Below are 13,237 nucleotides of genomic sequence, written 5' to 3'. Positions count from 1 at the left end.
CTACCCGGCGCTCGGGCAGTAGCGTTCGACGAACGCCTGATGCGTCGGCAGCCGCGCGACCGTCGCCGCGATGCCGCGGTGCAGGTCGCCCAGCACCGCCGCCAGCTGGCCGGGCGGCATCAGCCGGGCCAGCGGGTGATGCCGCTCGGGCACCAGCCCCTGCCCCAGCATCACCTGCAACCACGAACCGACGCGGAACAGGTCGTCCGCCGACTGATAGGCCTGCGCCGCTTCGCGGAACAGCGCGATCCGCTCGGCGAGGCTGTCGGGCGGCGGTGTCTCGCGCCGTTCGCGCCAGAAGGGTTCGTCGCGCGCGTTCAGATGATAATGGAGCAGCACGAAGTCGCGCACCGCCTCGATCTCGCGGCGGCACTGGTCGTTGAAGCGTTGCCGCACGGCGTCGCCCGGACCGGCGAAGGGCAGTTGCTGGACCAGCCGGGTCAGCGCGATCATCACCAGATGCAGCGCGGTCGATTCCAGCGGCTCGACGAAGCCGCTCGCGAGGCTGAGCGCGACGCAGTTGCGCTCCCACGTCCGCTGCCTTCGTCCGGTGCGGAACGCGATCACGCGGGGTTCGGTCAGCACCGCGCCCTCGACCGCGCCGAGCAGCCGGGCGTGCGCCGCATCGTCGGACAGGTGACGCGAACTGTACACCAGCCCGTTGCCGACGCGGTGCTGCAAGGGGATTCGCCAGCGCCAGCCCGCATCATGCGCGATCGCGCGGGTCAGCGGCGGCGCGGGGCCGGTCGCCGCCGTCTGCACCGCCAGCGCCCGGTCGGTCGGCAGCCAATGGCTCCAGTCCTCGAAGCCGACGCCCAGCGTCTCGCCGATCAGCAGGCCACGAAACCCGGTGCAGTCGAGGAACAGGTCGCCCGCCACCCGCCGCCCGTCGGTCAGGTGCAGCGCGGCGATATCGCCGTCGAGGGCGGTTTCGACCCGGTCGATCCGCCCCTCGATCCGCACCAGCCCCTGCTGCTCGGCGCGCTGCCGCAGATAGGCTGCATAGCGCCCGGCATCGAAATGATAGGCATAGTTGAGCGGCCCGTCGGGTCCGCCGACGAAGCGTCCGGCCTCCGCCGCCGCGTGTTCGAGGCAATAGCCGCCGATCGGCCCCGCCAGCCCTTGCGCGCGTGCCTCCAGCCAGAAATGCTGGAAATCACCCATCCACGTCGATCGCCCGACCTCGCCGAACGAATGGACATAGCGGTCGTGCGCGTGCGCCCAGCCCTCGAACGCGATGCCGAGCTTGAAGGTCGCGCCGGTCGCCGCCATCCATTCCCGCTCGTCCAGCCCCAGCAGCGCATGGAAGCTGCGGATCGTCGGGATCGTCGCCTCGCCGACGCCGACCGTGCCGATCTCCGCCGATTCGACCAGCGTGACCGCGACGAGCGCCCCCAGTTGCCGCGTCAGCAGCGCCGCCGCCAGCCAGCCCGCGGTCCCGCCCCCGGCGATGACGATGCTGAGCGGGGTCATCGATTCATCCGTTGCAGCAGCTTCGCGCGCAGCCGCCGCGCGGCCATCGCGTCGAGCGGGGCAAGATCGCCCTGCATCGCCGGTGGCAGGTGGTCGCGCGCCCCCTCCCCGCCCGACCAGATATAATGGTCGAACATCGCCGCCCATGCCCGCCGCTCCGCCGCCGGGCGTTCGCGCAGACTCAGCATCGCGTGGAGCAGCGTCGTCATCGGGCTGTCGGCAAAGGCCGGGGCGGCATTCCACCAGTAATTGACCAGCACGTTGAACGGTGCCGTCGCCTCGACATTGTGCCACCACAGCGCGGGATAGAACAGCACGTCGCCCGGCAGCAGGTCGGCGACCTCCGCCGCCGCCTGCGCCCGGGCGAACCGTGGATAACGGGCGAGGTCGGGCGCGCGCAGGTCGACCATGCTCACCACCTGCCCGCCCGGCGTCGGTTCGAGCGGGCCGGGATAGAGGTTCGCCACCTGCTCCGGCGGAAACAGCGTGAAGCGCCGCCGCCCGACCGCGCAGACCGCGAGGTTGTTCGACTGGTCGTAATGCGTCGCCGCCGTCGTGCGGTTGCCGATCCAGATGCTGGCGAGCGGCGGTGCCTCGCCCGGTTCCGGCAGTGGGAGCGGCAGGTCGTTGGCCTCGCGCAGGCCCGGCAGATAGGCGTCGAGATCGGTCGAGCCGATGTAGAGCGACGGCGCGGCGGGATCGTCCAGATGCGCGGCGATCCGGTCGAGACACGCCGACAGCGCGACCCGCTGCCCGGTGAAGTTCAGCGCGCTGCCGTCGTCGGTGTAGAAGAACCGCCCGCCGATCGCGGGATCGCCGGTGTAGCAGACCACCGGGCGTCCGCCGTCGAACCGCTTGAGCAGCGCGATCGCCGCCGCCGCCCCTTCGTGGCCCGCGCGGACCAGCGGCCAGTCGACGGCGAGCCCGCGCAGGATCAGCGGGCGATCGGCGGCCAGCAATGCGGCGAGATCGAGATCGACCGCCCGCGCCGCCGCGATCTCGCGGACCGGGGTCATGCGGCCGTACGACGCTGATGCCGCGCGATCAGCCGGGCGATGTTGTCAAGCGAGGCGGCGACCATATAGGCGGCGCGCAGCGCGCCGCTGCGATGCAGGTCGGCCAGCACCTGCCCGTCCAGCGCGGCCAGCCGGTCCTCGGCGACGATCAGCACGTCCTCGATCACCATCGTCTCGCCGTCGCCCAGTTCCACGTCGATCGCGGTCGGACGCAGCAGTCCCGCCGCATCCCATGCGGCATAGAGCGACGGCGCGATCCGCCGCCCGGTGGCGACGACGTCCAGCACCCCCTCGATATGGGCGAGATAGGGGGCGGTCCCGCCGTGCGCGCGGTACAGCGGCTCGCCGCCCCCGCCGCGCGCGACCCGCGGATCGTCGAGGTCGACCTGCACCCCGTCCGGCCCGCTTGCGAAGGGGCCGCGCCGCCGCACGGCGGGCACATAGGATGCGTCCCAGCCGCCGTCGGAAAGGAACAGATTGTCGTCCTGCGCGAACCCCAGCAGCGCGACCGCATAGAGATCGCCGCCGACCGCACGGCGCAGCAGGATCGGATAGTCGCGCTGCGCCGCCTCGAACTCGGGCGGCAGCAGCAGTACCTGGTTCACGCCGTCGCCATATGCCGCGCCGTGCACCGGGGCGACGGTCAGGTCGTGATGGGCGATGTTGTCGAGCGCGACATGGTTGGGCATCGGAACGGAACCTGTCAGGACGGGCACCCGACGATAGAAGACGCCGGGCCGAAGAAAAGGGGGCCGCCGGAACCCGGCGGCCCCAGTAGCGTCAGAAACGATAGCGCGCGCCAAGGAGGAAGCGCGGCTTCAGTTCCTGCGCGAACACGAGGGCGTTGCGATCGCGGCCATATTGCACCAGCGGCTCGCTGGTCAGGTTCACGCCTTCGATCGACAGCGCCATGCGATCGTTCAGATCGTAGCTGACATTGAAATCCAGCGTGCCGAACGGCGCCACGAACAACGGGTTGCGGCTGTCGCCCTGGTTGGTCGCGGCGAGGAACCTGGCCCGCCAGTTGTACGATACGCGCGCCGAAAGGCCGTTTTTGTCGTAGATGATCGAGCCGTTGGCACTGTCGCCAAGGCCGGTCAGCGCGAACACGTTGACGCTGGGATCGGCGGCGATGTCGGCGTTCACGTCGCCATAGACCTTGGTGTAGGACGCCTGCACGCCGAAGCCGGTGTCGCCGAAGAAATGCTGCCCGGCGATCTCGAAGCCATAGATATGGCCGTCGCGGTTGTTGACCGGCTGCGACACGGCGAAGGTGTAGAGCGGGTCCTGCGCATTGCCGTAGATGTCGACCGCCTGGAGGATGCTGTCGACGAACGTCTGGTTCAGCGCGCCGCCCGCGGTCCGGTTCGCCTGGAAGGTGGCGTCGGCCTGGGCGGTGTTGCCGCCGTTCTGCACCAGCAGCGCGGTATAGGTGAACAGGTTCACGTCGCTCAGGTCCGCCGACAGCGCGCGCAGCCGGTCCGCCGCCTGCCCCGATCGCGTCCCCGCCGCCCCCGACGACGGGTCGCGCAGGTCGAACAGGTTGCGGTTGAACACGCCGGTGCCGATGAAATTGCGCACCCGCTTGTCGAAGAAGCCGAGCGAGACGTAGCTCGACGGCTTGTAATACCATTCGACCGACACGTCGAAATTGTCGGAGACGAGCGGCAGCAGCCCGGCATTGCCCGAACTGCCGGTCGGACGCCCGCCGAGCGCGGTCGGACGCGGCGGGGCACCGGCCGAAACCGATGCGAACAGGTTGCCGTAGTCCGCGCGCGCCAGCGTGCGGCTGGCCGAGGCGCGGGCGATGAAGTTGTCGAACACCTCGATGTTGAAATCGACCGCGGGCAGGAGGTTGGTATAGCTGCCGCGCTGCGTCACCGACTGCACCGACGACGAGATGACCGGCGAGAAGTCGTTGTCCGCATCCCATTTGATCGCCGAAGGCACCGCCTGCAGCGCCAGCGAATTGACCTTCGTCTCCTCATAGCGGGTGCCGAACACCAGATTGGCGTTGCGCCCGGCGATCTCGCCCTTCCACGTCAACTGGCCGTACACCGCCCAGATCTCCTCGCCGACCCGGTCATAGTCGTTGGCGGTCGTGTTGATCGGATTGGCGCGGTAGAAGTTCGAGAAGATGTCGTTCAGCACGACGGCGTTGCCGCGAAAGGCGGTGCGGATCGACGCCGAATTGCCCGGATCGAAGGTGTCGAACTTGCAGGCGAGGCAGAAGGTCTTGACGACGTTGCCCGCCAGCCGCTGGACGATGCCCGGATCGGTGATGCCCCAGTCGCCGAGCTGCTGCTGGGTCTGCACCCGCTGGCTGGTCATGACCGAATCGGTATAGCTGCCGCCGACGTCGAACCGGCTGCCCCCGCCCAGATCCCAGCCGAGATCGGCCCGCCCGCCGTTGATCCGCTGGCGCTGCGTCGCGGTGTTGGTGCGCCCGATCTGCGTGCCGAGGTCGCCGAGGTCGAGCACGCCGTTACCGTTGCCGCGCAGCGCGTCGTTGATCGTCTGCGACACCTGCGGAAAGCCGCTGCTGTAGTCGATCGTCTGCCCGGTGACGACCGGCGCGCCGAGCGAGACGAGCGTCGCCGAGGTGCCGTTGGGCGCATCGGGCGTCGAGCGCGAGACGGCGTGATAGCCGTCGAGGTTCAGCGTCAGCGTATCGGTGAACGCCCATTTGCCGTTCAGGCCATAGGATTGCAGCTGCGTCTTCGTCGCGCGGAACTGCTGCTCGAAGCCCTGGTCCTTCACGCCGTTGATCGTTTCCGACAGCAGGTCGGTGGTGGCGATCACGTCGCTGCCGTTGAAGCGGACGCGGCCGAACGGGCGGTTGAACCAGTTGGTCTGCTCGCTGCGCTGCTCCTCCAGCCGGTTCTGCGCGAACAGCGCGTCGGCGGTGAAGGTCAGCCGGTCGGTCGGGGCGAACTGCGCCACCGCCTGTCCGTTGATCCGCTCGCGCTTGTTCTCGGAGAACTGGTAGCGGCTGTCGTTGGGCACCAGCACGAACGGCGTCGCCGGGCGGTTCTCGACCTGCGTCTGCGGATTGACGTAGGGGCCGGCGGTGTTGAAGAAATCGGCGTTGCGCACGACGTTGAAATAATTGGGCGCGCTCTGCGCCGAGGTGCTGTCGCGCCGCTGATAGCTGCCGAAGACCGACAGGCCGAAGCTGCGGGCGTCGTTGCGCCAGCTGAGCAGGCCGGACACTTCGGGCAGCACCCGCGCGCCCTCGCCGTTGGTGGTCGTGACGTCGTGCAGCGCCTTGGCCCCGACCGATCCGGTCAGCCCGCCCTCGCGGCTGTCGAGCGGCTTGCGGGTCACGACGTTGATCGCCGCGCCGATGCCGCCCGACGGGATCGCCGCCCGCCCGGTCTTGTAGACCTCGAGCGCCGACACCCCTTCGGAGGCGAGGTTCTGGAAATCGAACGAGCGCCCGGTGCCGCGCGCGAAGTCGCCCGCGCCGCTGGTGTCGACGTTCGAGGCGGGGAGCTGGCGGCCGTTCAGCGTGACGAGGTTGAACCCGCCCGAGAAACCGCGCACCGACACCTGCGAGCCTTCGCCGTTCACCCGGTTGATCGACACGCCGGTGATGCGCTGGAGCGACTCGGCGAGGTTGGTGTCGGGGAACTTGCCGATATCCTCCGCCGAAATGGCGTCGACCACGCCCGCCGAGTTGCGCTTGATATCGATCGCGCGGTTGAGGCTGGCGCGGATGCCGGTGACGACGATCTCGTCGCCTTCGGCCACCGGGTCCTGTCCGGTCGGCTGCGCGGTGCTGCCTGCCGTCCCCTCGGTCGCGCCCGGCTGGGCATTGGTTGCGGTATCAGCGGTCTGCGCGGCGGCAACGCCCGGCGCGACGAACAGCGCGGCGATGGCGATCGTCGACGACGACCGGGCAAGGCTGCGCAACAGGCAAGATCCCCTCATCATTCTCTCCCGATGGATGGCGGCCGTTACCGCTCTCTCAACAACGCCGGTCCTTGCCGGCACTGATAACGCTACCATTTTGTCTAGCGCTGTCAAACGGAATAATAAAATAATCAAACATCTGAAATACGTGGCAGGTAATTTTATAAGTAAAAGTCGGTCGCACTTGCGGAGAACGCCGGCAGGTTGCCGATACCGGTCGTCGGCACCTGCCGACTCGCGACGGCAGCGGTTCCGCCTGCGACGACCCGCGCATCCGGCAGCAGGACCGCTGCACCGGGCGGCATGCCCCGCCATGGCGCGGCAATCACGGCAGGCAGACGGACGGTGGCCCTATCGACTCGGACCCCGAACCATGGTCCGCGACCGGGTTCGGCGCTTCAGGGCAGCGGCCATGCGGGAGCACCGCCCGGCCACCGTCACCGCGACCGGCTGTTCGCGCGGATCGCGGCGAATTCCGAACCCTCCCGCCACACCGGCCATGCATCGCCGTCGGCAAGGCCGAAGCCGATCGTCCGCACCAGATCGACATCCGCCGCCGCACCGCGCAGATCCCAGTCGGCGGACCATGCATCGCATGTCTGGTGATAGCAGCGCATATAGCCGTCAAGCCACGCCTGTCCGGCTTCCCGGCCACCCGCGACCAGATCGGGCGCGCCGCTGATCGCCATCAGCAGCAGCGTCGGCACGCCGCGCCGCGCCAGCGAGAAATGATCCGCGCGATAGAACAGCCCGCGCTCGGGCAGCGCCTCGGGCGTGACCACCCGGTTCTGCGTCCGGGCGGCGGCGGCCAGCGCATCCTCCAGCGTATTCTGCCCCACCCCGACCAGCAGCACGTCGCGCGCGGGCCCTGCGGTCTGGAGGATGTCGAGCGTCAGGTTCGCGACCGTCTTCGCCAGCGGATAGACCGGGTCGGCGGCATAGGTCTCCGACCCCAGCAGCCCGCGCTCCTCGCCGGTCCACAGCGCGAAGACCTGGGTCCGGGCGGCGGGCTTCGCCCGGGCGGCGGCGCGCGCGATCGCCAGCACGCCCGCCGTTCCCAGCGCATCGTCGTTGGCGCCGGGGCGGATGCGGCGACCCTGCGCATCCGGCGCGCCCTCGCCATACGCATCCCAGTGCGCGCCGTACATCACCACCTCGTCGGGGCGGCTGCGACCGGGCAGTTTCGCCAGCACGTTGCGGCTGGTCGCGCGCGTCACCTCGACCGGCAGGTCGGCGGAGAACCCCTCGCCCTTCAGCGTCACCGGCCGGAAGTCCGCGCGCCGTGCCGCCGCGCGCAGCCGGGCAAGGTCGAGTCCCGCAGCGGCGAACAGCCGCGTCGCCGCCCCACCCTCGATCCAGCCTTGCAGCATCACGCGCGGCGCAGGCGGGCGGGCGACGTCGTAATTCTCGCCCGCAGGCGCCGTCACGGTCGCCCAGCCATATCCCGCCCCCGGCGTGTCGTGGACGATCAGCGCGGCGACCGCCCCGCGACGTGCCGCCTCCTCGAACTTGTAGGTCCAGCGCCCGTAATAGGTCATGCGCCGGTCGCCGAACCTGCCCTTCGCATCGTCGGTCGCGGCGGCCTCGAAATCGGGATCGTTGACGAGGAACACCGCCACCTTGCCCTTGAGGTCGACGCCCTTGAAATCGTCCCAGCCCCGCTCGGGCGCGTCGACGCCATAGCCGACGAACACCAGCGGCGCGTTCTGCACGGCGGCGCGGGCGACCGGGCGCACGGTCGAAAGGTAGACGTCGCGGCCCGGCGTCCACTCGACGCCGTTGGCGCGGACGCTGCCCGCCCCGATCCGGGTGCGGACCAGCGGGACCGCCTGGGTCCAGCTGCCGTCCGGGCCGCCGGGTTGCAGCCCTGCCGCCCTGAACTGCGCGACCAGCCAGTCGATCGTCTTCGCCTCTCCCTCCGTCCCCGGCGCGCGTCCGCCGAACGCATCGCTCGCCAGCACCTTCACATCGGCGGACAGCGCGGCGGGGGATACCGGATCGGGTGCAGGCGCAGCGGCGAGGAGCGGCAGGGCGGCGAGGGCGAGCAGGGCTTTCATCGTGCTACCGTAGGAAAGATGCCGCCCGTTGGCGAGCGCCGGGGTCCGGTCGCGCGCGGCAAGGTGATGCGAAAGGTCGCGCCGCCGTTCCCGTCGGGCACCAGCACGATGCTACCGCCCTGCGCCTCCAGCAGCGACCGGGCGATCGGCAGGCCGAGGCCGGTGCCGCCCTCCGCGCGACGACTGGTGAAGAACGGCTCGAACACCCGGTCCCGGTCGCCCGCGGGAATGCCGGGGCCGTCGTCCGCGACCGTCAGGACCACCGCGTCGCCGCCGTCCGCGCCGGTGATTGCCGCACGACCGGCCCCCGCCTGGCGGCTGTTCTCGATCAGGCTCGTCAGTATCGCCTCGAGCGCGGCCTGCGGCACCGCCACCCGTGGCAGGGCGTCGGGCAGGTGCAGGTCGACGACGAAGCCGCCGTGCGCGTCGACGACGCGGCGCACCGCCTGCGCAGGATCGGTCGTCACGCCCGCCGTCGCCGTTTCCATGTCGGCGCGGGCAAGGTCGAGCAGGCGGCTGACCAGTTGCGTCAGTCGTCCCGCATCCTTCGCGATGTTGCCGAGGAACCGGTCGCGATCCGCCGCGGCCATGTCGGGATGGTCCTGCAACAGCTCGACCGCGCCGCCGATCCCGGCGAGCGGCGTCTTGAACTCGTGGCTGACCGCATGGGCGAAGTCGCGCAGGTAGCGCGATCGCCGCTCGATCGCGGCGGCCATGCTGCCGAAGTCGCGATAGAGCGCCTGGATCTCGATCGCCGCGGTGGTCGGCGCAGCGGGCACGCTGCCCCCGCCGCCCGCCACCGCGCGGGTGGCGGTGCCGAGCGCCTCGACCGGGCGGACGATGCCGCGCGACAGCAGCCCGCTCAGCACCACCAGCGTGCCGAAGATCAGCAGGATGCCGAGCGTGATCTTGCCGCGATCCGCATACAGCCCGGCGAGCAGCGCCTGCGGCGGACGCGACAGCAGGAGCACGCCGACGACCCGGCGATCGACGACGATCGGCATGGCGAGGTCGATGCGCAGGTCGGCGGCGCGGCTCAGCCATTCCCAGCCGCCCGGTTGCCGGTACGCGGGGTTGCGCCGCAACGCCGTCATCGACTGTCCGCGCAGCGCCGCCCGCACCTCCGGCAGGCCGCTGTCGTCGCCACCCGCCTGCGCGCCCGTCAGGCGGATGCCGCGCCGGTCGAGCAACGCGATGTCGGCCCCCGTCGCCGCGGCGGTGAGGCGCAGGGTCGGCGCGACGCGACGGCGCCAGTCGCCGGTGGCCACGTCCGGCATGCGGGCGGGGCCATGCGGTACGGGCCGGGGTGGCAGGATCGGGGTCAGCCGCAGGTCGATCGCGGGCGCGGGCGCAGGCGGCACCACCGCCACCCCACCGCCCCATGCCAGCGCGGCGCCGGCCGAAAGTGCCGCGGCTTGCGCGATCAGTTCGCCCTCGGTCTGACGCACCAGCGCATTCTCGTACACGCGCAGGAACAGCGCGCCGACCCCCGGCAGCGCGGCGACGAAGGTGAAGGTCAGCAACAGGATCGTCCGCAATCGCAGCCGCGGCCAGTGCCGCCGCACGACGCGCTTGAACGGCTCGATCATGCCCCGCCGCAACTGCCGAGGCGATAGCCGATCCCGGCGCGCGTCTCGATCACATCCTCCGCGCCGACGCGGGCGAACTTGGCGCGCAGGTTGCGGATATGGCTGTCGATCGTGCGGTCGGTGATCGCGAAGCCGGGACCGTGCAGCCGGTCGATGATCGCGTCGCGGCTGAACACCTTGGACGGCATCGTCGCCAGCGTGCGCAGGATGCCGAATTCGGTGACGGTCAGCGTGACCGCCGCCCCCGCCCAGCGCGCCTGCCAGCCGTCGGTCTCCAGCGACAGCTGCCCGTGGCGCAGTACCCCGGCGGCGGCCTGCGTCACCAGCGGGGGCCGGGCGGCGACGCGGCGCAGGATCGCCATCACCCGCGCCACCACCTCGCGCGGGGAAAAGGGCTTGGTGACGTAATCGTCCGCGCCCAGCTCGATGCCGAGCACGCGGTCGATCTCGTCGTCGCGGCTCGACAGGAACAGGATCGGCACGTCGCTGCTCGCGCGCAGGCGGCGGCAGACCTCTATGCCATCCATGCGCGGCATGTTGATGTCGAGCACGATCAGGTCGGGCGCGCGGGCCTGCGCCGCCGCCAGCGTCGCCTCGCCGTCGCCCGCCTCGATCGTGTCCAGCCCGGCCTTCGCCAGCGCGAAGACCAGCAACTGGCGGATGTGCGGATCGTCGTCGGCGATCAGGATCGTACGCGGCATGGGGCAGAGGATCATGTCCGGCAGCCTCCGGTCAAGGCTGCGTCTCGGGGAAGGGCTGGTAGCGCGATCCGTCGCACGCCCGCCCGTCGATGCCCCGGGTCGGCCGGAACGCCGGTCCCAGTGCCGCCCTTGCCTGTACAAGGCGGCGCGCGCCGCGCGGCGTCCAGCTCTGCCATCGCCCCTGGCGGACGCTCAGGTTGGCCAGCAGCGCGTCGCGGACATGCTGCACCCGGTCACGGGTCGTCGCGTCCATCGCCCGGCGCTCCAGTTCGATCAGCGGCAGCAGCGCGCCGTCGCCGATGTCCGTCAGGTAACACAGGTCGATCGCCGCCGGAGCGCGGTGCCGCACGTTCCACGTCGCGGCGATCGCGCCGAGATCGACGAAGGCGCACGGCGTCAGCACCAGCAGCGCCGCCGCCGCGTTGCAATTGACCAGCCAGCGCGCGCTGCGCCCCGTCAGGATACGCCAGCCGATCGTCGCCAGCCCGAAGGCGACCAGCGCCATCCATGCCAGCGCGGCGATCCGCCACTCGGTCAGCATCGACGCCGCGATATAGTCGATCGTCCGCCACGCGCTGGAGGCGACGAGGATCAGGTTCTGCGCGACCCACAGCACCACCATCCGCCGCGCCCACGGATGATGCGCGCTGGCGCTGCCGGGCCGGAGCATGGCCAATGCCATGATCCCGGCGATCAGCGCGGTCACGATCAGCGGATAGGCGCCGCGATGGACATAGTCGGTCTGCGTCATGCCGTCCGGCAGCGGCCCGCCGCCCCACAGCAACGCGATGTCCAGCACATTCTGCACCGCGAACAATGCGTTGAACAGCGCCAGCGCGATCAGCACCGACGGCAGCGAGGTGCCGGGCAGCACCGGCTCGGGATCGGGCAGGCGGGCGGCGACGCGCAGCACGCTCGCGTGCGGGCGCAGGCTGGGCCAGATGCCGAGCGCGACGGTGGTCCAGAAGAAGATCTGCCACAGCGACGGCAGCCGGATCGCCGCCAGCGCTTCGGCGATGACCGGATTGGCCGCGGCGAACAGGGTCAGGAACATGGCCCCGCCGATCAGCGGCAACGCCAGTATCGCCAGCATCGCGCGCACGCCGCGCCGCTGCGCTCGCGGACGTCCGATCCGCCGCAGGTCGCGGAAGGGCTTGACGCCGCTGCTCACCGCATGCAGCACCAGCCGCACGCCCCAGCGCCATGCGCCGTCGAAGCGGGCGGTGCGCGGCAGCAGCGCGGCGAGCGAGAGCGCACCCCAGAACAGCGTCCACCCCAGCCTGCCGGGGTCGTCGATCAGTGCCGCGACGAACAGCGTCGCCGCCCCCAGCGCGATCCAAGCCCGCCGGTCGCCCCGCACGTCGCGGCGCGCGACGATGAGCCCGGCCAACCACAGCGCCGCGAAGATGCCGACGACCGCCCCGCCCGACCCGGCCAGGCGCAGCCGATCGAACGCGGCGACCAGCACGCCCGCGACGACGGCCTTGAGGAGAAAACTGAACCGCATGTCGTGCTCCTTGAACCGGGAGCAGCGGGTGTAGACGGCGGCGATGCGCGGACGGTGCCGCGGGCGAGGAGCTTGCATGGAGCCGATGTGCAGAAGGCGTGCACGTGCGGAGCCTTGCGTGCCGCGGGCGGAAGAATTACATACCGCGCGTTATGGAAATCGAAGCCACCCCCGCCACCAAGGGCCGTCCGCGTGAGTTCTGCCCCGATCGTGCGCTGGCGGCGGCGCTCGGCGTCTTCTGGTCCAAGGGCTATGAAGGCGCGTCGATGGCCGATCTGACCGAGGCGATGGGTATCTCCAAGCCCAGCCTCTATGCCGCCTTCGGCAACAAGGAAGCGCTGTTCCACAAGGCGCTCGACCTCTATGAGTCGGAAAAGCTGGAATATACCCGCGCCGCGCTCGAACAGCCGACCGCGCGCAAGGTGGCGGAACATTTCATGCGCGGCGCGATCGACGCGCAGATGAGCAGCTGCGATCCCAAGGGATGTCTCGGCGTCATCAGCGCCACGGCCTGCGGTGCGGAAGCCGAATCGATCAAGGCCGACGTGATCCAGCGCCGCGCCTCGTCGCAGGCGGCGCTGGTCGCGCGGTTCGAGCAGGCCAAGCGCGACGGCGACCTGCCCGACCATATCGATATCGCCGGGCTGACCGGCTATCTCTACGCCATCCTTCAGGGGATGGCGGTGCAGGCCGGATCGGGTGCCACCCGGGCCGAACTGGAGCGCGTGGTCGACACCAGCCTGATGATGTGGCCGGGCCGGTAAAAATTCCTACCGTCCGGTACAAAAGCCGTTGACGTAACGATCCGGCGTTAATATACCAGTCAGTATAGAACAGGGCGCCGCCGTTGGCGTCCCGGCGCTCGCAAGGATGCCGCCATGCGCGAACGGATTCTGACCGCGGTACTCGCTCCGTAACCGGCGGGACCGCGACCCAAGCGTACCCCGAACCTTCGCAGACCCGCCCCGCCCGACATGCG

The 13,237-nt window shown here is 70.4% G+C and carries 9 protein-coding genes; 1 reads left to right on the top strand and 8 read right to left on the bottom strand.

Annotated elements, in window-relative coordinates:
- The 8 genes from ABLE43_RS01505 to ABLE43_RS01470 form a co-directional block, all read right to left on the bottom strand.
- On the bottom strand, window positions 1-1,473 hold the full coding sequence (locus ABLE43_RS01505) for a tryptophan halogenase family protein (protein ID WP_348976693.1): 1,473 nt from the start codon (window positions 1,471-1,473) through the stop codon (window positions 1-3).
- On the bottom strand, window positions 1,470-2,489 hold the full coding sequence (locus tag ABLE43_RS01500; protein ID WP_348976692.1) for a cupin-like domain-containing protein: 1,020 nt from the start codon (window positions 2,487-2,489) through the stop codon (window positions 1,470-1,472). Before ABLE43_RS01500 ends, ABLE43_RS01505 begins: the two co-directional genes overlap by 4 nt.
- The gene (locus tag ABLE43_RS01495; protein ID WP_348976691.1) at window positions 2,486-3,178 is read right to left on the bottom strand and encodes a SapC family protein; all 693 of its coding nucleotides are present in this window, start codon (window positions 3,176-3,178) and stop codon (window positions 2,486-2,488) included. The genes ABLE43_RS01500 and ABLE43_RS01495 overlap by 4 nt, the downstream gene beginning before the upstream one ends.
- Before the next feature lie 91 nt (window positions 3,179-3,269).
- Window positions 3,270-6,422: a TonB-dependent receptor gene (locus tag ABLE43_RS01490; RefSeq protein WP_348976690.1), complete on the bottom strand. Its 3,153-nt coding sequence runs from the start codon at window positions 6,420-6,422 to the stop codon at window positions 3,270-3,272.
- A gap of 419 nt (window positions 6,423-6,841) precedes the next feature.
- Complete coding sequence (locus ABLE43_RS01485) at window positions 6,842-8,461, bottom strand: M28 family peptidase (protein ID WP_348976689.1); 1,620 nt, start codon at window positions 8,459-8,461, stop codon at window positions 6,842-6,844.
- Window positions 8,458-10,050, bottom strand: a complete 1,593-nt coding sequence (locus tag ABLE43_RS01480; protein WP_348976688.1) for a sensor histidine kinase — start codon at window positions 10,048-10,050, stop codon at window positions 8,458-8,460. The genes ABLE43_RS01485 and ABLE43_RS01480 overlap by 4 nt, the downstream gene beginning before the upstream one ends.
- The gene (locus ABLE43_RS01475; RefSeq protein WP_348976687.1) at window positions 10,047-10,766 is read right to left on the bottom strand and encodes a response regulator; all 720 of its coding nucleotides are present in this window, start codon (window positions 10,764-10,766) and stop codon (window positions 10,047-10,049) included. The genes ABLE43_RS01480 and ABLE43_RS01475 overlap by 4 nt, the downstream gene beginning before the upstream one ends.
- A gap of 16 nt (window positions 10,767-10,782) precedes the next feature.
- Entirely contained in the window at window positions 10,783-12,258 is a 1,476-nt protein-coding gene (locus ABLE43_RS01470) for a DUF4153 domain-containing protein (protein ID WP_348976686.1), read from the bottom strand.
- 152 nt (window positions 12,259-12,410) lie between these two features.
- On the opposite strand from ABLE43_RS01470, the gene ABLE43_RS01465 reads away from it, so the two are divergent.
- Entirely contained in the window at window positions 12,411-13,022 is a 612-nt protein-coding gene (locus tag ABLE43_RS01465; RefSeq protein WP_348976685.1) for a TetR/AcrR family transcriptional regulator, read from the top strand.
- The last annotated feature ends 215 nt before the right edge of the window (window positions 13,023-13,237 follow it).

The sequence above is a fragment of the Sphingomonas silueang genome, from assembly GCF_040049155.1.
Taxonomy (GTDB): domain Bacteria; phylum Pseudomonadota; class Alphaproteobacteria; order Sphingomonadales; family Sphingomonadaceae; genus Sphingomonas; species Sphingomonas silueang.
Note: the sequence above shows the minus strand (reverse complement) of the source record. Positions and strands in the feature narration are given on the sequence as shown.

What these genes read in the sequence shown, in the direction of transcription:
- ABLE43_RS01490 (WP_348976690.1), bottom strand. Translation starts at nt 6,422, where the DNA reads ATGAGGGGATCTTGCCTGTTGCGCAGCCTTGCCCGGTCGTCGTCGACG.
- ABLE43_RS01485 (WP_348976689.1), bottom strand. Translation starts at nt 8,461, where the DNA reads ATGAAAGCCCTGCTCGCCCTCGCCGCCCTGCCGCTCCTCGCCGCTGCG.
- ABLE43_RS01495 (WP_348976691.1), bottom strand. Translation starts at nt 3,178, where the DNA reads ATGCCCAACCATGTCGCGCTCGACAACATCGCCCATCACGACCTGACC.
- ABLE43_RS01475 (WP_348976687.1), bottom strand. Translation starts at nt 10,766, where the DNA reads ATGATCCTCTGCCCCATGCCGCGTACGATCCTGATCGCCGACGACGAT.
- ABLE43_RS01500 (WP_348976692.1), bottom strand. Translation starts at nt 2,489, where the DNA reads ATGACCCCGGTCCGCGAGATCGCGGCGGCGCGGGCGGTCGATCTCGAT.
- ABLE43_RS01505 (WP_348976693.1), bottom strand. Translation starts at nt 1,473, where the DNA reads ATGACCCCGCTCAGCATCGTCATCGCCGGGGGCGGGACCGCGGGCTGG.
- ABLE43_RS01465 (WP_348976685.1), top strand. Translation starts at nt 12,411, where the DNA reads ATGGAAATCGAAGCCACCCCCGCCACCAAGGGCCGTCCGCGTGAGTTC.
- ABLE43_RS01470 (WP_348976686.1), bottom strand. Translation starts at nt 12,258, where the DNA reads ATGCGGTTCAGTTTTCTCCTCAAGGCCGTCGTCGCGGGCGTGCTGGTC.
- ABLE43_RS01480 (WP_348976688.1), bottom strand. Translation starts at nt 10,050, where the DNA reads ATGATCGAGCCGTTCAAGCGCGTCGTGCGGCGGCACTGGCCGCGGCTG.